This window comes from Labrenzia sp. THAF82, assembly GCF_009363435.1.
Lineage (GTDB): Bacteria > Pseudomonadota > Alphaproteobacteria > Rhizobiales > Stappiaceae > Roseibium > Roseibium porphyridii.
The window spans coordinates 4019614-4037703 of sequence record NZ_CP045354.1 but is presented as its reverse complement, the minus strand read 5'-3'; the positions used below and the strand labels follow the sequence as shown (position 1 = coordinate 4037703).

The following is an 18090-nucleotide window of genomic DNA, read 5'->3' as shown; positions in this document are numbered from 1 at the left end:
ATGACGGCACCTTGACAATTTGGATATCGTAATTGCTGCGACGCAGCAAGGAGTCAAAGTGAGTTCATGATAGTCAAAGTTGTGGAAATAGAGCGTCAAATTTCTTTTTAAGATTCTGAAATCTATTCAAAAAACCTCCTGCGCCTGAATGCGTTTTACAATCTTCAGACTATTCAAGCAGCTAAGATTAGTCGTTGAGTTTTTGCGACGCAAACTTTCTCCTTTCGGTGACCAAATAGAAATTCAGTCAGGCGACAGTCGAATGCGACGTTGGTTTCAGACTGGATTGCCGGGACCTGATCTCATGAAGCCCGGGTGTGTGTGCAAAAGAGATATAACGGTGTGTAGGATTTTCACGCCGCAGGAGCCTATTTTCGCCTGGGGGTTATCGTGGCTGCGAAAGTAAATGCTTCTATACATGACCAAATCAGGCGACTAATCTGCACCCGATTTGAGCGCCGGATCAAAAGAGTCAATCGAGTGCATTGTTGGACGGAAGTTATTGGAACGGACTTTTGATGCGAGGAATTTTCAATACCGTCCGATGGATTTGCATGGTGCTCACCGCAACTGTTTTTCTGGGACAGTTGCTGATTGTCTTGATGCGTTACCTCTTGGGTTTCGGTTTTTTGGAAATACAGGATGCGGTCAATTATGCATTTGCGTCTCTGGTTGCCTTGTCGGTTATCGTTGCATTTGACGGGGGAAATCACGTGCGTGTTGATGTCTTTCGCCAAAAATGGGACGACGCCGTCAATCGACGCATAGACTGGCTCGGAGATCTTCTTCTTGCGCTTCCGGTTTTCGGCATCATGCTTTGGGCGGCATTCCCGCTGGTGAAGAGCTCCTGGGTCATTCTGGAGGGCTCGCCGGAAACAGGAGGGCTCCCAGGATTGTTTCTGGTCAAGACCTGCTTGCTGATTTTGCCGGCGCTTGTGATCCTCCATTGCCTTCAGAGACTGATCGGCGCTGTCCGGCAGGCCTTCAAATGAGCATGGATGTTGTCTGGTTGCTCATAATGGCCATGGCCGTTTTCGGCTGCATTTTGTCCGGTGTCCCGGTTCTGCTGGCCATTGCCGGAGCACCCACCCTTGTCGCATTGCTTGCTGCCGCTTTCGGCCAATTCGATCTCGTTTTTTTTCAAGCTGCGCCGCAGCGTGTCTTCGGGGTCATGTCCAATCCGTTGCTGCTTGCTGTGCCACTCTTCGTGTTCATGGGCCTCTTGTTGGAGAAATCGCGGCAGGCCGAGAAAATGCTCAAGAGCCTGACGAATGCGTTGGGTGGCAATCAAGGGTCGCTTGCTCTCGCCGTCATTTTGGTGAGTGCGTTGATTGCAGCGTCTACGGGCATCATCGGTGCGACTATTGTTATGCTGGGCACAATCACACTCCCGGCGCTTCTTTCGTCGGGCATCAACAAGCACATGAGTGCCGGGTTGATCTGTGCAAGCGGCACATTGGGCCAGATCATCCCGCCTTCAATTGTCCTCATTCTATTGGGTGACCAGATTTCCAATGCCTATTTCGAGGCGCAGCAGGAGGCCGGAAATTTTGCTCCGGACCCCGTCACAGTTGGGGATCTGTTCGCTGGCGCGCTGCTGCCCGGGCTTTTGCTTGTCTTGCTTTACGCCGCTTATGTTCTCTTTCGCTTACGCGGCGCTCCTGCGGCAGACCGGTCGGATGCGGACGGAAACAAAGTCTCGGTCCTTGAGTTGATTGGAAGCATTGCTCCGACACTCGGATTGATCGTCGCAGTTCTTGGCAGCATTCTTGTTGGCGTTGCAACGCCCACCGAAGCCGCATCTGTTGGTGTGGCTGGTGCCGTATTGATCGCCGCCTCAGGCCGGGGAGGCCCCGCCGCACGTCTTGCAATTGCGTGTGCAATATTGGCCGTTCTGCTTTTGGTTTTGCGCAGAGCAGGCGTGTTCGGTCTTGAATTTGCCGGCGGCAAGATCGTGTGGTCGGGAACAACGATTGTTTCCGTTGCCTTGATGTTGTTGGCTTTCTGTCTGTTGTTGGCTGCTGCAAATTCGCTTCTGAAGAAAGATGTTTTGATACCTGCACTGCGTGAAACTGTGTCGATTACGGGCATGATCTTCGGCATCGTGATCGCTGCCAGCATTCTGTCGCTGGTCTTTCGCGGTTTTGACGGAGACGAGCACGTCGCCGAAGTTTTGCAGGCATTGCCCGGCGGCGCATATGGCATGCTTGTGTTGACGCTTCTGGTCATATTCCTCCTGGGATTCATCCTGGAATTTGTCGAAATCATCTTCATTGTCGTGCCAATAGTCGGGCCGATCATCCTGCAATCGGACATAAGCCCGGTCTGGTTTGCAGTTCTGATTGCGCTCAACCTGCAAACATCCTTCTTGACGCCACCCTTCGGTTTTGCGCTCTTTTACTTTCGATCTGTGGCCCCGGCGGAAATCCGAACGTCTGACATTTACGTTGCGGTTATTCCGTTTGTCGCAATTCAATTGCTGGCGCTTGCCGTAGTCGTTGCGTTTCCGGTGCTTGCCACCTGGCTGCCCGCTGTTTTGTTCTGAGGAGAAGTTGAAATGAAAAGACGCGATTTCCTGAAGGTCGGTGCAGTTGCTGCGCCCGCAACCATGCTGTCTGCCCCGGCGATTGCACAGGGCAAGGTCGAGTGGAAATTACCGACCTCCTTTCCTGCAAAGGCACCTGGTGTTGGCACCAATGTGACATCTTTTGCTGAACGCGTTGCGGCAATGTCAGATGGTCAGTTGACCCTGAAGGTCTTTTCCGGTGGTGAGCTGGTGCCACCGTTTGGTGTTGAAGATGCGGTGGAGCAGGGAACCGCTGAAATCGGCCATTCAACGCCTTATTATGCGGCATCGAAAAACTCGGCCTTGCACTTCTTCTCAGCGGTACCTTTCGGCATGACTGCAGTGGAAACCACGGCTTGGCTGCGATACGGCGGCGGTCAGGATCTTTGGGATAGCATTTATGCGGAACGTGGTCTGAAACCCTTCTATTCCGGCAGTTCCGGAGTACAGGCCGCAGGCTGGTTCAAGAACCCGGTGGAAAGCCTAGACGATCTCTCAGGCCTCAACATGCGCATCGCTGGTCTCGGCGGTGAAGCCATGCGCAAGCTTGGTGTCAATGCGGTGCTCTTGCCGCCTCCGGAAATTTTTCCGTCTTTCCAGTCGGGCGCGATTGATGCGGCAGAATGGGTCGGGCCCATGCTCGATCAGGCCTTTGGTCTGCAGAAGGTTGCCAAATACTGTTATGTCCCAGCCTTCCACGAGCCGTCTGCTGCCTTGGAAATCGTTGTCAACCAAGATGCCTATGATGGTCTGCCGGCGCATCTGCAGGCAGTGATTGCCAACGCTGCGGAGGCCGTTTCGGTCGAAACCACGGCGCAGTTTGATTATTTCAACGCCGTCGCCATGAAAAAACTCAAGGACGATGGCGTGACTTTTGCCGCATTCCCTGAGGATGTGATGGCAGCGCTCAAACCGGCAGTCTCAGAGGTCATGGCCGAAAATGCTGCTGCCAACCCGAAATTTGCCGAAGTACAAAAAAGCTATGACGCTTTCCTTGCTCTGGCAAAGGACTACGCGATTGAGGTCAAGGCGGCGACCTTTACTCAACGAGTCTGATAACTCATCCCGGAAGAAAACGATCCCGCGATACTGACGCGTGGGGTCGTTCGCGTTTGACCCAACAGCCAGTGTGCATATTGGGCGTTACAGTTCGACAGAAGGGTCAATCAAGCCTTCACGCAGGGCATAGGCAATCAGCTGCGCAACGGAATGAACATCAAGTTTCTTCATGAGATTGGTGCGGTGGCGGTCGACTGTTTTGGCACTGATGCCAAGTGTATCGGCAATTTCCTTGTTGGATCGGCCTGAGACAATCAAATTGAGAGTTTGCCGTTCGCGATCAGACAGTATCGGCACATCCGGAGCATCCTCAAGCAAAGTTTCAAAACGCGTTGCAATGTGGCGATGCCCGCGCAAGATGTTCGGCAGCTTACGGATTAGCTCATCATGGTCTTCGCTTTTAGAAAAAAGCCCATCAACGCCGCTGGCCACCAACTCACCAATCTTGCCGATGGCTGAAACGCCGGTCAGCACAACGACTTTTGTCTCCGGCGACCAGCGCCTTGCCTCCACAAGTACTTCCAACCCGCCAGCATGCGGCATCTGGACATCCAGAATTAGCAATGTTGGACGGTGCTGCCGAAGCGCTGCAATCGCCTGCAATCCGTCGCTGGCTTCAGCAACGACTTCTATGCCGTCTGGCTCGACGGTGCCTGGAGTTTCAAGGGCACTGCGCAATCCGGCTCGGACAATTGCATGGTCATCAGCAATTACGGCATGAAAGCGAGACTGCGACAATGTATGCTCGACCAAAAAGGTGAAGGGGACGGTGTGAGAGCAGTCATAGCATATTTCCTTGTCTGCTTGAGTGTTGTTTTCGCAACCGTTGCAGCGTCAGCTGCACCGCAAACACTGGAACTTATACACAACCGGCCCGTCGAAAATGTCGGTGAATTCATGGGCTTTGCGGAAGACAGGAAGCAGGCGCTTGCCGAGCTTGCAGCCCAATTCAAAGATGGCGGTTTGTCGGACAGCTTCGAAGGCGTTGCAGCGAAGGTCGTTCCTTATCAGGGGATCTGGGGACTACTTGCTCTGAAGGGCCCTGAACGGATCCCTGATCAGGCCCACTCTAGCTGGGTCCTGGCTTCAGATATCTATGGTCTGATTGCGCTAGACGTTCACCTCATCAGGCCGGGTGGAACTGTCGAACAGCTCCTCGAACACGACATTCGCCGCGCGTTCAATCCAGTCGACTACAGCATGTCTCGCCTTCGCAGCCTTTCGATTGTTCTTGGGCCGGGTGAAGAAGCAGTGCTCGCCACACGAATGGTTCACGGCGCTATTGAGGAAGTCGATTTCGTCCTGGAGCCGCCAGCCGTTCATCAGGAAAATGCATTCGCGAGTGGACTGAAACTTGCTGGCTTTTATGCCTTTCTCGGCTCTTGCCTGATATTCTTTTTCGTCTTCAGCATCGCAATGAAGAGTGTCGTGGAATTTTCCTATGCGTTGCTCCTGATGCTGGGTCTCGGGTTTGTCGCTTATCTGGACAATTTTCCCTACCGTTGGCTCTATCCCGATCTACCTGACATTCATCTGTCAGTGGGGCTTGTCCTGCTGCTCCTTGTGATCGCGCAGGGCTACTTTTGTGCAGGGCTGTCGCTGCAGCGGTATTCCAGCCGGCAACGCTTCCATATGCAATTGTCCTGGGCGGGTGCTGGAGCACTTGGTGCGATCATCCTTGTATTCGTCCTTCCAGCCGAATTCATGGCGCCATTTTCATATGTTCTCCTTGCAGGCATGCTGCTTGCGCAGGTCTATGCCGTTTTTCACTGGGACGCTTTCAATGGCGCACGCAAGCGGGTGGTTCGCTGGGTCACTTCAGTCACAATTGCGGGTTTCACCCTGGTGATTGTTCTGGCGATTTTTCGTATGGGCATCGCGGAGATCTCCATTCCTTGGTTCATAAAGGGTGTCTACGCCACATTGGCATTTGGCGTTATGGCAGGTCTTTCCACCGGGCTCGTCGAATTGCGGCGCGAACATGCAAGAGCGCTGGACAGGGAAATTGAAGCCGTCCGCAAGGAAGCGGATGCCGCACGGGAACTGCTGAAAGCCGAACAGAACTATTCGCGTATTCGCGAATTGGCTGAGAAGCGCCAGCTCCAGTTGGCGACCATGTCACACGATATCAAGCAACCCTTGAGCGCGCTTCGCATGACGGTTGAGGCAATGACGCGCGATGAAACAAGTGCCACACGCGAGCGTCTGCACGAAGCTTTCGACTATATTCAGAATCTTGCCTTGGAGCATCTTGAGGATGCTCGCCCGAAGGTCATGGAAGAGAGCACAGAAAGAGACCACGAGCGAGAGCAGTCAGATCCGGAACCATACGGGATTTCGCTGGTCCTCGAGACCGTTGGTCAAATGTTTCGGGACGAAGCCGCTTCAAAGGGCCTCGACCTCGTTATTGTTGAATCCAGTGCCATGATTTCAGTTCAGCCTTTGGCCTTGATGCGCATTGCTTCGAACCTGGTGTCGAACGCTATCAAATATACCGAAAGAGGCAGGGTGCTCGCCGGTATCAGGCGCCGTGTTGATCACGTGCTTTTGCAGGTTGTCGACACAGGACCCGGCATGAGTGAAGTAGAACTGGCACAGTTCAGACGAGCCTGGCAATCGGGAGAAGAGAGCGAAGGTCATGGCCTTGGTCTTGCCATTTGCATGGACTTGGCCGCGCAAAACGGTCTTGTGCTTGATGTGTCTTCCGAACCTGGGCAAGGGACGGTGTTTTCGCTGCGAATTCCGTCAGTAGACGTGAGCTGACAATGAAACTGGATCGCAACCGAAAAAGAGTTGCCTGCTTCTGAGACGCTCATGATCGCGGTGTGACTAAGCCCGATCGCTGCAAAATCCATATGCGAAGGCTGCGATTGGGGGATCTACCCCATACCGGGTAATTCCGGCCGATCTTAGCTTTCTGACAACGGAAACGCTGTCAGGAGCTGAAACAATGGCCCAATTGCAACCCACCCCGGAAGTGACGTTTGTCATGCTTGGCGAGGCGACGGCCCTAATGGCTGAAAGCGCCTTGCACAAGGACCGTACCATTGCCGAAGTCGGAGGCCTCATCTTGCCGCCGCTTATGCTTGGTCAGGTTCGCATCTGGCGGCGTGGCGGACTGCCCGTTGCACTGGCAACCTGGGCCTGGCTCGACGAGAAAACGGAACGGGCTGTTCTTCACGAAAATCACGTCCCAGACCCTGAGGAATGGAACAACGGTTCCAACCCGGTGGTGATCGATTTCATCGCGCCCTTTGGCGACGGTTTTGCGACCGCGCGAGATCTGAAACGGACCGTATTTCCCGAACGTGCGCTTCGTTCGGTCCGGCGTGATGCAAAAGGCCGCGTTCTGCGCATCGTCCAGCATCCCGGACTGGATCAAAACGGCCGTTCTGTAAAAGCCCGCGCCTTTGCGGCGTGATCCATTCATTTCTCTATTTTAAGGAACTTTCAAAATGGGCTCTTCTTCAAAAAGCATTCATCAGACATACAAATTGTACGGTCTTTACGGCAACAAGGACGGCGGCTCCGGCAATGACAAGCTTTATGGATACTCAGCTATCCGCAACAAGCTTTATGGCGGTTCCGGCAACGACTACATCGAAGGCTGGGCGCCACTGAATTATCTCTATGGCGGTTCCGGAACCGACAAGATCAAGGCCTACGGCGCAACAAATTACCTTTATGGCGGAAGCGGCACCGACAAGCTTTATGGCTATGGCGGCTACAATGGCATGTATGGCGGAACCGGTACGGATTATCTCTACGGTTATGGCGCCAAGAACGTCATGCGCGGCGAATCCGGCACGGACTATATGTACGGTCGCGGCATCTGGAACGATATGGACGGGGGCAGCTACAACGACCGTCTTTATGGATATGGCGCAACCAACATCATGAAAGGCGGCTCCGGCCACGACGGCCTCTATGGTTATGGCGCTTGCAACAAGATGTACGGCGGAACCGGCAATGACACCATGAAGGGTTACGGAGCCTCCAATGTGATGAAAGGGGAGGACGGCAACGACCATATGGAAGGTCGTGGCGCTTCCAATGTCATGTATGGCGGTGCTCATGATGACAAGATGTACGGTTACGGTGCTTCGAACGTCATGCACGGCGACAGCGGCGACGACCACATGGAAGGCCATGGTCTTTCAAATGTGATGCACGGCGGAACCGGCAACGACGACATGTTTGGCTATGGCGCTTCCAATGTCATGAACGGCAATGACGGTGAAGACCATATGGAAGGCCGCGGTGCATCGAATGAAATGCGCGGAGGCAATCACGACGATGACATGTACGGCTACGGCGCTTCAAACGTCATGCACGGCGACAGCGGCGATGACCACATGGAAGGCCACGGTCTTTCGAATGTGATGCACGGTGGAACCGGCAATGACGACATGTTTGGCTATGGCGCCTCCAATGTCATGAACGGAAATGACGGCGAAGATCATATGGAAGGCCGTGGTGCATCGAACATCATGCGCGGTGGCAATCACGACGATGAGATGTTTGGTTACGGCGCCTCCAATGTGATGCACGGCGACGCTGGCAATGATCACATGGAAGGTCGTGGCGCTTCCAATGTCATGCATGGCGGCGACGGTGCCGACGTGATGGAGGGCAAAGGCCTTTCCAATGTCATGCGCGGCGGTGACGGCAACGATGAAGTCTATGGTCGCGGTGCATCCAATGTGATGCATGGGGAAGATGGCGAAGACCATATGGAAGGCCGTGGCGCATCGAATGTCATGAGCGGTGGAGCGGATGATGACGCCATTTACGGATATGGCATTTCAAATGTCATTCATGGCGATGCCGGTGACGATCTGATCGAAGCGGTGGCGGGTGCGACCGTTGCCAATGGCGGCACAGGGAACGACACAATCAAGGCTGCAGGTGGCGTCAATGTTCTTCACGGTGATGATGGCAACGACACGATAACCGCGATTGGTGGTGTGAATGTTGTTCACGGCGGTGCCGGCGAAGATGATTTGTTCGCGCTGGGCGGCGTCAACACAATGTTCGGCGGTGCGGGTGATGACAAGCTGAAAGCGCTCGGTGCGGCTAACATTCAGTTTGGCGGTGAAGGTGAAGACCTGTTGGCTGCCGCTGGTGCCGGCAATCTGCAATTCGGTGATGGCGGCGATGACAAGATGTTCGGTCTTGGAACCAATGTCGGACAGTTCGGCGGCGATGGTGAAGACATTCTTGTCGGCGTGGCTGGCTTGAACCTGCAACATGGCGGTGCCGGCGATGATGCACTGTTCGCGGTTGGTGGTGCCAATATCCAGATTGGCGGTTCCGGCCATGACTTCCTGATGGCAGGCGGCGCGAACAACATCCAGTTTGGAGACCATTTGTGGAGTGCGATCCCGTCAGATCTTGGTTTTGACGATGGCAAGTTCGCTGAAGTTATCGAGAATTTCGATGAGCATTTCGAAACAGAAGGCGGCGGCACCAACGTTCTGATCGGCGGTGGTACCAACAATCTCCAATTCGGCGGATCCGGCAAGGATTTTGCCTTTGGCGCTGGAGCCATGACGACACAGGTTATGGGGCAAGGCAATGATGTCATGATCGGCGGCGGTGTCGGTGTGCTGCAATATGCTGATGCCGGTAATGATATCATCGTTGGCGGCGGTCAAGGCGTGGCACAGTTCGGTGGCGACGGCTCAGATGTCATGGTGTCGGCAGCCACCGTTATTGCTCCACAATTTAAGGGAGCTGTGTCCTTCCAGTATGGCGGGGCAGGGACCGACATAATGCTTGGCGTTTCCCTGGGCGACGAAGCTGCGGCCACACTCGAATTCAGCAACGACAAGGATGCGAACGGCAACCGCAAGGCCAGCGTGACCGGTGCCTTGCCGGACGAATTGGTCGTGACTGCACAGCTTGGTGGCGATGGAGCAGATTTGATGATCGCAGGCGGTCCCGGCACGATTGTCCATGGCGGCGACGACAACGATATCGCCTTTGCGACAGCCGATACCAACTCTCTGGTAATGGGAGGTGCCGGCGACGATTTGATCCTCACGGGCGAGAGCCTCGATGATCTGATTGACTCCCTGGAGCTGAACGAAGAAGTCAATGACGACGCTCCTGTCGAGATTGCAGCCATTAGTGCCGGCAACTTGTATTCCGGTGGTGCTGGTTCGGACGTTATTCTCGATGTGGTCGATTTCACAAAGATCATGATCCACGACATGCTTTCCGATGTACCGCTGGTTCAGGATTTCCGGTCCGCACTCACAAGTACGGTAAGCGCTATCAAGGACATCACAGAACCGGTTTCAGGCGTGCTCGACGTGGCTGCCGCCTTTAGCCCGGAATTTGGTGTTAACGGTTTCGGTTCTTATGAAGTGAAAGCCAATGTCACCTTGGGCGGTGCCGGCGATGACGTTCTTGGCGGCACGGGTTTCCTGTCAGGTGAAGCCGGAGACGACGTCTATGCGATTTGGGCTGATGGCGAAGCAAAGATTGCCGAACGCGCAACCGATGGTGTCCAGTCTTTCCTTGAGTCCTTCGGTGTCGACATCCCGCAAATCGATGAAATCAGCCAGGCACCTGATGGCAACGATGTCATCGAATTGCGCAGCTTCACAATCCTGGGACTTGAAGAGGATACGTTCAGCTTCACGAAAACGGCCGACAAACTCGCAATCCATGTTGAGGACAAGACGGTCGCTACAGTTTACGGCATGGATGATGACACGACCGCAGTTGAATGGCTGAAGGTTGTTCAGGGAGCTGACAGTTTCGCCTTTGACCTGAAGGCGATTTATGACCAGCCGGACTTGGACGATGGTGTTGCCGTGAGTGCTGACAGTGTCTCCATCGGCTCTGAGATGTTTGCATCTGCGGACATTATGAACCTCCTTGACGGAGCTGCCGACACTCTCGGTTCCTTCGGGGGCGCTGAAGGTGAGGCTGTAGCCTCTGACCTGACAACTGCACTTGCACACGGCTCGAATGCGGTTCAGGTCTCTGTTCCGGATACGGATTTTATCTGATCCATATTGGCAAAGAACAACACAGACAGGGACGGTCAATAGATCGTCCCTGTCTGTTTGTGCCTGGATAGTTTCACTAGCAACAGTTCAGGTTATGCTTCCTGTTGCCGCTCGCGCAACACGATATAAATGCCGCTGGCAATGATGATGACAGCGCCAACATATGTCGCAACATCAGGTATCTCCTCCCAGAGCAACCATCCGAGCAGCGTTGCCCAAAGAAGGGCTGTGTAATCAAACGGCGCAACGACCGCTGCCGGCGCGAACCGGAAGGCTTGTGTCATCAACGTGATGCCGGCTGTGCCGAACAATGCGATGCCCAGGAACAACCAGATATCCTCAAGACGCGGTGGTACCCACACAAATGGCAGAAGCAGTGCACTCAGGAGCGCACCTGCACCAACAAGATAAAGCATAAGCGTCCAGACGCTTTCGCGCGGATCAACCCAGCGAGCGCTCAGCATCAGCAAGGCATAGAAGAACGCGGTAGTAAGAGGCAGCAACGACGCTGCCTGAAACGTTCCGAAACCTGGCCTGATGACCACCAGGACGCCTAAAAACCCTGCAAGAACCGCTGTCCATCGGCGCCAGCCGACTTGCTCCTTGAGAAGCAATGCCGAAATTGCTGTCACAAATACTGGCATGGCAAATATGAGCGTCGTGGCTTCGGCAAGGCCAAGGTAGATGAAGCTGGTGAAAAAGAGCCCGGCAGCAAGGAGCCAGAGGACGCCTCGCAACAGATGAGCCATCGGCCGGTGAGACACAAGCGCGGAGCGACCGCCCAGCTGTAGGGCGATGAGTGCCGCAAAGGGAAGTGCAATGATGTTTCGGATGAAAATGATCTGGATTGGGGAATAATCCGCCGTCAAGGCCTTCGCGATTGCGTCGCTGACACAGAGACTTGCAACCCCGACACTCATCATCAAGATGCCGGTGCTGACTTGCGATTGGGAGTGTGTTGTGACCGTTGACATGGGCTGCCCTCAGACTGAGCAAGCACCTAATCACCGGCAATAAACCACGACAAGGCCACTTTGCGCATGAAGCGTCCGTTCAACAGAGGTCGCGAAGACAATCAGACCTGTTCTGTTCAGGCTAGAAACGCGTAAATAATTGGAAATTCAATGAAAAATCGAACTTCTTTGATCTATGCAACCTGCTTAAATTGTAGGCTTGCTTGAGCGTTTTTCAGGCTGGTGTTTCGGTCGACTGCCGACTTTTGGTACACCAATGAAGGGCAGAAATCCGCCAACCAATCCAGTTCTGTCGACAATCTTCATTGACAACACCAACTACACGCTGTGCGAGATATTTTTTCTGACACAGCATTGCCCAAACCTTCCGCAATCCCGCGGTTGTTTTGCCAGAATTCGCCATGAGCCTGCGGCCCGTTACGTGAAACGGGAAAGGGTAGATCATGGCCGACAATCCGGTGAACAAACTGAGTTCGAGCGAACAGCTGATTTTGGAACTCGTGAACAAGGAACGCCTGGCAGCAGGCCTCGAGCCACTTGCATCCGAAGCACAGCTTAATTCGGCAGCTCAAAAGCATTCCGACTGGATGGCATCCGGTCGCGTTCTTGATCATACGGGCGCAGGCGGATCCCAGCCATGGGACAGGATGAAAGCTGAAGGCTGGACCGAGTATCCAATGGGCGAAAACATCGCCTACAATCCCTTTAATCAATCCAAGCCGATATCCGGCGAGTATGTGCCTCAAAAGATCATTGAGGACATGCATGAAGGCTGGATGAATTCATCTGGCCATAGAGCCAACATTCTGAGCGCGAATTATTCAGTGCTCGGTGTTGGTGATGCCATTGGTGGCCACCCGAACTCGCCAGACCATTCTACCAGCTACGCCACACAAAACTTTGCTGGGACAGAGAAAAACTATGTGACGGGCGTTGTCTTTGATGATGCTGACAGCGACAAGTCCTATGATCTGGGTGAGGGGCTCGGTTCCGTTACGGTCACGATTGTCAACTCCTCTGGTGCAACTGTCGCCTCTCGAGCCACAGATCCCGGCGGTGGATACAGTATTGCATTGGCAGATGGTTCCTACACAGCCAAGTTTACTGGTTCCGGCATCGACGGTACCATTGAAAAGACTGTCTCGATCTCGGGCAAGAACGTCAAGCTGGACGTCAAGGACGGATCGGAAGGCGGCGGGAGCACCACACCGCCTCCGGTCGGAACCAACGGCAACGACACAATCTACTATACCAACGGCGATGACTTTTGGACGAATGGGGTTCCGAAGGACATTGGCGGCGCAGGCATCGACACGTTGATCGTCAACAAGGGCTCGGTTTTCAACACTTCAGGCCTGTCCTGGTATGGTTTTGAAAGGTTTGTAGGCGCGGAGAAGAATGATCGCGTCATCGGCAACGAGAGCGATGTCGATTATCGGCTTGTCGGTGGAGCTGGAAACGACATACTCCGCGGAAATTCCGGCAATGATTACATCAGAGGCGGCACAGGTCGTGATGATGTCGCAGGTGGTGCCGGAAACGACATCATCTTCTATGGCAGCGGCGACAAGTTCTGGGACAACGGCACGCCAAGAGACATCGGCGGCGCAGGCATCGACACGCTTGTCGTTGAGGCCGGATCGAAATTCAACACGGCAGCCCTCTCCAAATACGGCTTTGAGAGATTTCAGGGCGCAGACAAGGATGACCGCGTTGTTGGTGATGATGCCAAGGTTGCCTATTTCCTGAACGGCGGTGGTGGCAATGATATTCTCAAGGGCAATGCCGGAAACGATACCCTCAAAGGTGGTTCTGGCAACGATACACTGGAGCCAGGAGCGTCCGCAGGAGGCTTGCAGAAGCTTATCGGTGGCTCCGGCAATGACACCTATGTCGTCACATCCAAAGGCGGAAAAATAGAGATCGTCGAATTGGTGGGAAATGGCGCGGACAAGCTGGTCTTCAAAGATCTCAATCGCTCCGACATTGATGCCTCGCGCGACAGCGACAACAACATGGTCCTGTCATGGGATGATAGTCCAGGTGAAATCACGATCAATGACCAGGGCGCGCATCTCGACCAGTTCGTTTTTGCCGACGGAACTATCCTTCAGCCGGACGATTTTGCGATCGTCTGATCTGCTTCAGAACCCGCTCTAAGGGAGCGGGTTCTGCGATATCGAACGCTCAAGGCTGAGAAATCGATTGTCGGCTTTGCGCGAATTCAGCCTCTCACCGAGATCTGCTTGAGCGTTTGGTGAGGTCTTGCGGGGTCGCAATGAATCTGGGCGTGCTGTTGTGAAAACGGTCAGCACAACCTAACTTTCAATGGAAACCTGCAACACAGAGTGTCTTCATTGAAACGATCCCTCGGACCTCAAGAAACTCTATTTTCTGAACTCATACGCCGAAGCAATGGCGGAATACAGCTGGTTGCGATGGCGAAGTTTGACGTCCCGCCAACTGTTTCAAGACTTCGATCGGCGCTGAGACAGATCCACAACCGTCACCCTATGATGCGCGCTCGAATAGAAGGGCAAACTTCCCGGGACTGGGTTGTGGACGTTCCATTTGAAAAAACTGAGATAGCGGTTCACCCCGCAGGAGAAGCGTTTGACGTCGAAGCGTTCTATACCGAAATTGCCAAACAGGTCCTGGACATTTCAAACGTATCCTGGCGTGCCTATCTGGTGACCGGCCAAAACGATGAGGTTACCTGGATTGCATTGGTGACCAATCACGGCGGGATCGACGGACGCTCGGCGCTGGTCATTCTCAATGACCTTGACCACCTGCTGCAGGAACCGGAAACCTGGCAGACGTCAACGTTGCCGATGACTGCGCCAGTGGAAGAAGGGCTCGCCGCAAGAGGTTTTTCCGGGGATCGATCAATACTCTCGTCCTGGCCGAAAGAAACCAATTGGCCCGTCAACCAACCGGCCGACAGCAGCCAACGCGTACCATATGGCTTTTTACGTATCCTGAGGCCTGAGACCTTGAGTGCGCTTCATGCCTGTCTGAAACAAAACGGATTGCATCTTGCTTCGGCTTTTGGCGCCGCGGCAGTCAAGGCGGCGTCAGTTTTGCCAGGGGGGACGGGTTGGACCGGCATCGTTGCCCCGACAGATGTTCGCGACGATTGCCTCCCCGCCATTTCGCATGATGCAGTCGGGGAATATGTAGCCGGTATCACACTGCTCCTGGGACCGGAATATCGTGAAGCAGATACACTTGAGATTGCTCGCGCTCTGCAGACCCAGTTCACGGAGCATCGTCCACCGTCCCTGTTGATGGATGCAGACGTGCCTCTTGCTGTCACTCTGGCAACGGTCGACCAGATGTCGGCGGCAAACACTGCCTTTGTTGGCGGGATTTGCGTTACCGATGTAGGCGACCTTGAAAGGCTTTCCGGTCGAGCGGTGGGGTATTCCGAAGTTCTGTTAATGCCTTCGCAGAACCATGGCATCCATCCGGTGCTGGTTGCCATTGTCTCGACAGCGGCCGGGGTATGTTTGTCCTTCGGCTACTCGGAACCTTTACAGACGGGTGAAACCGCGCATGCCTTCGCTGACAGCTACGTCAACGTTCTGGAAGCGCTCGCTGCCGGAGACGCTTGATGGGCTATCTCTCGATGTCTTTGAGGACGTTGCTGCTGCAATTGGTAAGGCAAAGGAAATAGATCTGGCCGTTGAGGCAAGCACAATCGGAGGACAAGCATGCTGCCAAGAGGACTGACGCTCCTTGCCGCGTTTCTCTATTCAACTGGGCCAAGCGCTGCGTTCCATGACTATCTTGATCGAAACTCCAACACCGTCACGACGACACATCAGGCAGCTTACCGGATCGTCATCGGCGAAAGCGTCGTACCGCTTGGGGAATTGCATCATCGTCAGGAGAGCAATGGGCGGATGTTCAAGGTTTCCTTCACAGCCTTTTCAAAAGGCTCGGACATTATCCTCATCCATGCTGAAACGCTCGAGGAACCAACCGGCATTCTGGATTATGGTCATCTCGATCAGGTGATGATTGACGATGTCTCTGTTGCATTCAGAGAGCAGTGCGTTCCAGAAGAGGCCGAAGCGGCATTGGCCAACAATCCGGAAGCGAATTTTGTCAAAGACAATGGTTTTGAGCTCCGGCTACCTTTCTTGCTGACACAACACTTGCTGACGTCTGATGATGGAAACGCAGAGGTCGTCATCACATACGGCAGACGCGTCGCAAACTGCGACGAGATTTCCGATGTCATCAGGAAAGACATCAGGGCGCGTTTGGAAAACACAATCACGCTGGAGCGGATAACGAACTAGTTGGAGTTTCGACCTGTAGCCCCCGGGGAACGTCTGAGATTTCCTCTGTCTGAGATGGATGTGAGTTCCATTCCGGCAAGCGAGAGCATGCGTGCTTTGTCCCAGACAGGTCGTCGACTTTTTAAGTGGTTAGGCGCAGTCCACTATTGCACCCGGCAACGTCTCAATGGGCCGTTCTTGACCGGAAAATCCCACCGGAGTGTGAGTTCGTCCTGTTCCAGTTTCACGCCCAGAAAATACTGACGAACGCTGTCTTCTCCGCAACGCGCATGGGCTGCTGAAAAGAGCCCGTTTTCACGCCTTTCAACCGGTCCCCAGCTGAGCATGCACCACAATTGGCCCTGTCTGAGCCACTCAGGTCCGATCTCAAAGGGTTCTGAGAGCATAGTTCCGCCGGGCTTTAGTGGTACCCGCGCGCATTGTTTTTCAGTTCCCCAGGTCCCGAAAAAGCTTCCGTGTTCCCCAGCACCAGCGGGCAACACCAGCATTGTCAGTAAAGCGATCAGAAAGGCCGTGCGCATGGAAAATGGATAGCGACAAGAAACATTGGCGACCAATCACTTCGGTTTGATCGGACCTTTGAAACTGCAACGAAGTCAAACACAAGGCCTGACAAACGTTGGAAGCTCACAGCTCGCTAATGAGTTTGTGATTGGCAGGTCACTGCAACAGCGCTCTACCGTGTCTCATGCGTTGAAAGACCCATCGCGTGCGGAAGCACTGATGGCATGGGCAACCTTGGAAAGGCGTCAGAATGGCAGTGGCAATCAGCTTACGGTCCCGTTTGAAACTTGCAGCTTTCGTGACTGCGCTGCTTTGTCTTTTCTGTATCGACGACTTGCGCGCTCAAGACGACGGCAAGCTGCCAGACTATGTGATTGAGACCTATGGTGAACGCCCGTCGGTGCCGGATGGCCCGCTTTCGGAAGACCTTCAAACGGCAATCCGTTCAGCGTTCATCGACAGTGTCACGCAATCAGCTTGGGGCAGGGACCAGGTGGTCGCCTTGTCGGAAATTGCCGCGTCGAAGGACCCGCGCATTGCCTGGATCATTAGTGATCTGATGCGTTTCATCACGTCGCCTCAGCTGAATGTGGCTCTCTCAACAGCGGCTTCCGATCTTTTGGGCAAGGACCTGCGAAAGCAAAACGCCTGGGGCGTCCTGACGGATCATCTCATTGCATGGGACATTCCAGCGCCACCCGGCTATCTGCAGGTCAAACGCGAAATTTTCACGAGCATCATCCCGGGCTTGGACAAGATATTCATTGAAGGCGATATAGACTGGCGAATGGTGTCCTGGGGCGGTGTTCTGATTGACAATCGTCCGCACGACAAAACCGATGAGTTGTGCAATTGCATACCGGCGGCCGACAATCCGGAAGTGATCAGCGCTCAAGAAGCAAGCTGGCTGAAAGACGACGATATCGTTTTCGGAATTACAGTGAATGGCGAATCTCGTGCTTACCCGCGCCAGATCATGGAAGTGCGCGAAATGGTCAACGACACGCTTGGTGGTCGTGATCTGGGCATTCCCTATTGCACCTTGTGCGGAGCGGCCCAGGCATACTTCACGGATCGCATGCCGGAAGGCATTGACCGTCCGATCCTGCGCACTTCAGGTCTTCTGATCCGGTCCAACAAAGTGATGTACGACCTCAACACTTATTCCGTCTTTGACACATTTCTTGGCCACGCGGTGACAGGCCCGCTTTCTGAGAAGAACCTGAAACTGGAGCAGGCAACAGTGGTGACGACCGACTGGGGCCGGTGGAAGAAGGAGCATCCCGACACCACGGTGCTGAAAGAGCGTTACGCCCTCGGCCGTGATCCGGATTTCCGCAATACCCGCGACGCAAATGGTCCGATTTTCCCCATCGGTGACATCGATCCGCGCTTGCCCGTTCACGAGGACATCATCGGCGCGTTGACTGCTTCAGGCAAACCGGTTGCATTTCAGCGCAGCAAGGCGATGGCCGCGCTTCAAAGCGGAGAAGAAATCGCATTTGAAAACGTGCGTCTCAAACTGGACGCCGGAGGCATCCGCGCACAAGACGCCGATGGCTCCGATCTCGGCAGTCACCAGGCCTTCTGGTTCGCCTGGTCGCAATTTCACCCCGGTACAGCGCTTTGGCCGGAGTAACGGATCAAGTAAAAGG

General features: G+C 54.2%; 13 protein-coding genes. 10 read left to right on the top strand and 3 right to left on the bottom strand.

The window, feature by feature from the left end:
- Nucleotides 1-518 precede the first annotated feature (518 nt).
- From FIV00_RS18555 to FIV00_RS18545, 3 genes are read left to right on the top strand one after another with little or no spacing between them, the layout of a single operon-like run.
- Nucleotides 519-992 (top strand): TRAP transporter small permease subunit, encoded by a 474-nt coding sequence (locus tag FIV00_RS18555; RefSeq protein WP_209006607.1) that lies wholly within the window; start codon nucleotides 519-521, stop codon nucleotides 990-992.
- Nucleotides 989-2545 (top strand): TRAP transporter large permease subunit, encoded by a 1557-nt coding sequence (locus FIV00_RS18550; RefSeq protein WP_152502147.1) that lies wholly within the window; start codon nucleotides 989-991, stop codon nucleotides 2543-2545. The genes FIV00_RS18555 and FIV00_RS18550 overlap by 4 nt, the downstream gene beginning before the upstream one ends.
- 12 nt (nucleotides 2546-2557) lie before the next feature.
- Entirely contained in the window at nucleotides 2558-3622 is a 1065-nt protein-coding gene (locus tag FIV00_RS18545) for a TRAP transporter substrate-binding protein (protein ID WP_152502146.1), read from the top strand.
- An 87-nt stretch (nucleotides 3623-3709) separates the two neighbouring features.
- On the opposite strand, the gene FIV00_RS18540 is transcribed toward FIV00_RS18545, so the two are convergent.
- The gene (locus tag FIV00_RS18540; RefSeq protein ID WP_152502145.1) at nucleotides 3710-4363 is read right to left on the bottom strand and encodes a response regulator transcription factor; all 654 of its coding nucleotides are present in this window, start codon (nucleotides 4361-4363) and stop codon (nucleotides 3710-3712) included.
- A 3-nt stretch (nucleotides 4364-4366) separates the two neighbouring features.
- Here FIV00_RS18540 and FIV00_RS18535 point away from each other — a divergent pair, with 3 nt between their 5' ends.
- The 3 genes from FIV00_RS18535 to FIV00_RS18525 all read left to right on the top strand — a co-directional run bounded on the left by FIV00_RS18535 (nucleotide 4367) and on the right by FIV00_RS18525 (nucleotide 10647).
- Nucleotides 4367-6388 carry a sensor histidine kinase gene (locus FIV00_RS18535; RefSeq protein ID WP_173006049.1) on the top strand — a complete coding sequence of 674 codons (2022 nt, stop codon included), beginning with the start codon at nucleotides 4367-4369 and terminating at the stop codon, nucleotides 6386-6388.
- A gap of 187 nt (nucleotides 6389-6575) precedes the next feature.
- Nucleotides 6576-7046 carry a toxin-activating lysine-acyltransferase gene (locus FIV00_RS18530; protein ID WP_152502143.1) on the top strand — a complete coding sequence of 157 codons (471 nt, stop codon included), beginning with the start codon at nucleotides 6576-6578 and terminating at the stop codon, nucleotides 7044-7046.
- 34 nt (nucleotides 7047-7080) lie between these two features.
- Nucleotides 7081-10647: a calcium-binding protein gene (locus FIV00_RS18525; protein WP_152502142.1), complete on the top strand. Its 3567-nt coding sequence runs from the start codon at nucleotides 7081-7083 to the stop codon at nucleotides 10645-10647.
- Nucleotides 10648-10739: 92 nt separating this feature from the next.
- On the opposite strand, the gene FIV00_RS18520 is transcribed toward FIV00_RS18525, so the two are convergent.
- The gene (locus FIV00_RS18520; RefSeq protein WP_152502141.1) at nucleotides 10740-11621 is read right to left on the bottom strand and encodes a DMT family transporter; all 882 of its coding nucleotides are present in this window, start codon (nucleotides 11619-11621) and stop codon (nucleotides 10740-10742) included.
- Nucleotides 11622-12064: 443 nt separating this feature from the next.
- Here FIV00_RS18520 and FIV00_RS18515 point away from each other — a divergent pair, with 443 nt between their 5' ends.
- The 3 genes from FIV00_RS18515 to FIV00_RS18505 all read left to right on the top strand — a co-directional run bounded on the left by FIV00_RS18515 (nucleotide 12065) and on the right by FIV00_RS18505 (nucleotide 15931).
- Complete coding sequence (locus tag FIV00_RS18515) at nucleotides 12065-13759, top strand: CAP domain-containing protein (protein ID WP_152502140.1); 1695 nt, start codon at nucleotides 12065-12067, stop codon at nucleotides 13757-13759.
- 420 nt (nucleotides 13760-14179) lie between these two features.
- Nucleotides 14180-15238, top strand: a complete 1059-nt coding sequence (locus tag FIV00_RS18510) for a hypothetical protein (RefSeq protein ID WP_209006606.1) — start codon at nucleotides 14180-14182, stop codon at nucleotides 15236-15238.
- 99 nt (nucleotides 15239-15337) lie between these two features.
- The gene (locus FIV00_RS18505; protein WP_152502138.1) at nucleotides 15338-15931 is read left to right on the top strand and encodes a hypothetical protein; all 594 of its coding nucleotides are present in this window, start codon (nucleotides 15338-15340) and stop codon (nucleotides 15929-15931) included.
- A 143-nt stretch (nucleotides 15932-16074) separates the two neighbouring features.
- Here FIV00_RS18505 and FIV00_RS30120 read toward each other — a convergent pair whose 3' ends face one another.
- Nucleotides 16075-16317 carry a hypothetical protein gene (locus tag FIV00_RS30120; RefSeq protein WP_152502137.1) on the bottom strand — a complete coding sequence of 81 codons (243 nt, stop codon included), beginning with the start codon at nucleotides 16315-16317 and terminating at the stop codon, nucleotides 16075-16077.
- 368 nt (nucleotides 16318-16685) lie between these two features.
- Here FIV00_RS30120 and FIV00_RS18495 point away from each other — a divergent pair, with 368 nt between their 5' ends.
- Complete coding sequence (locus FIV00_RS18495; RefSeq protein WP_152502136.1) at nucleotides 16686-18074, top strand: DUF3179 domain-containing (seleno)protein; 1389 nt, start codon at nucleotides 16686-16688, stop codon at nucleotides 18072-18074.
- Nucleotides 18075-18090 lie beyond the last annotated feature (16 nt).

Excerpts from the sequence above, each read along its gene's own strand:
- FIV00_RS18520 (WP_152502141.1), bottom strand. The coding sequence starts at position 11,621 with ATGTCAACGGTCACAACACACTCCCAATCGCAAGTCAGCACCGGCATC.
- FIV00_RS18535 (WP_173006049.1), top strand. The coding sequence starts at position 4,367 with ATGCTCGACCAAAAAGGTGAAGGGGACGGTGTGAGAGCAGTCATAGCA.
- FIV00_RS18545 (WP_152502146.1), top strand. The coding sequence starts at position 2,558 with ATGAAAAGACGCGATTTCCTGAAGGTCGGTGCAGTTGCTGCGCCCGCA.
- FIV00_RS18515 (WP_152502140.1), top strand. The coding sequence starts at position 12,065 with ATGGCCGACAATCCGGTGAACAAACTGAGTTCGAGCGAACAGCTGATT.
- FIV00_RS18550 (WP_152502147.1), top strand. The coding sequence starts at position 989 with ATGAGCATGGATGTTGTCTGGTTGCTCATAATGGCCATGGCCGTTTTC.
- FIV00_RS18555 (WP_209006607.1), top strand. The coding sequence starts at position 519 with ATGCGAGGAATTTTCAATACCGTCCGATGGATTTGCATGGTGCTCACC.
- FIV00_RS18495 (WP_152502136.1), top strand. The coding sequence starts at position 16,686 with ATGGCAGTGGCAATCAGCTTACGGTCCCGTTTGAAACTTGCAGCTTTC.
- FIV00_RS30120 (WP_152502137.1), bottom strand. The coding sequence starts at position 16,317 with ATGCTCTCAGAACCCTTTGAGATCGGACCTGAGTGGCTCAGACAGGGC.
- FIV00_RS18525 (WP_152502142.1), top strand. The coding sequence starts at position 7,081 with ATGGGCTCTTCTTCAAAAAGCATTCATCAGACATACAAATTGTACGGT.
- FIV00_RS18530 (WP_152502143.1), top strand. The coding sequence starts at position 6,576 with ATGGCCCAATTGCAACCCACCCCGGAAGTGACGTTTGTCATGCTTGGC.
- FIV00_RS18505 (WP_152502138.1), top strand. The coding sequence starts at position 15,338 with ATGCTGCCAAGAGGACTGACGCTCCTTGCCGCGTTTCTCTATTCAACT.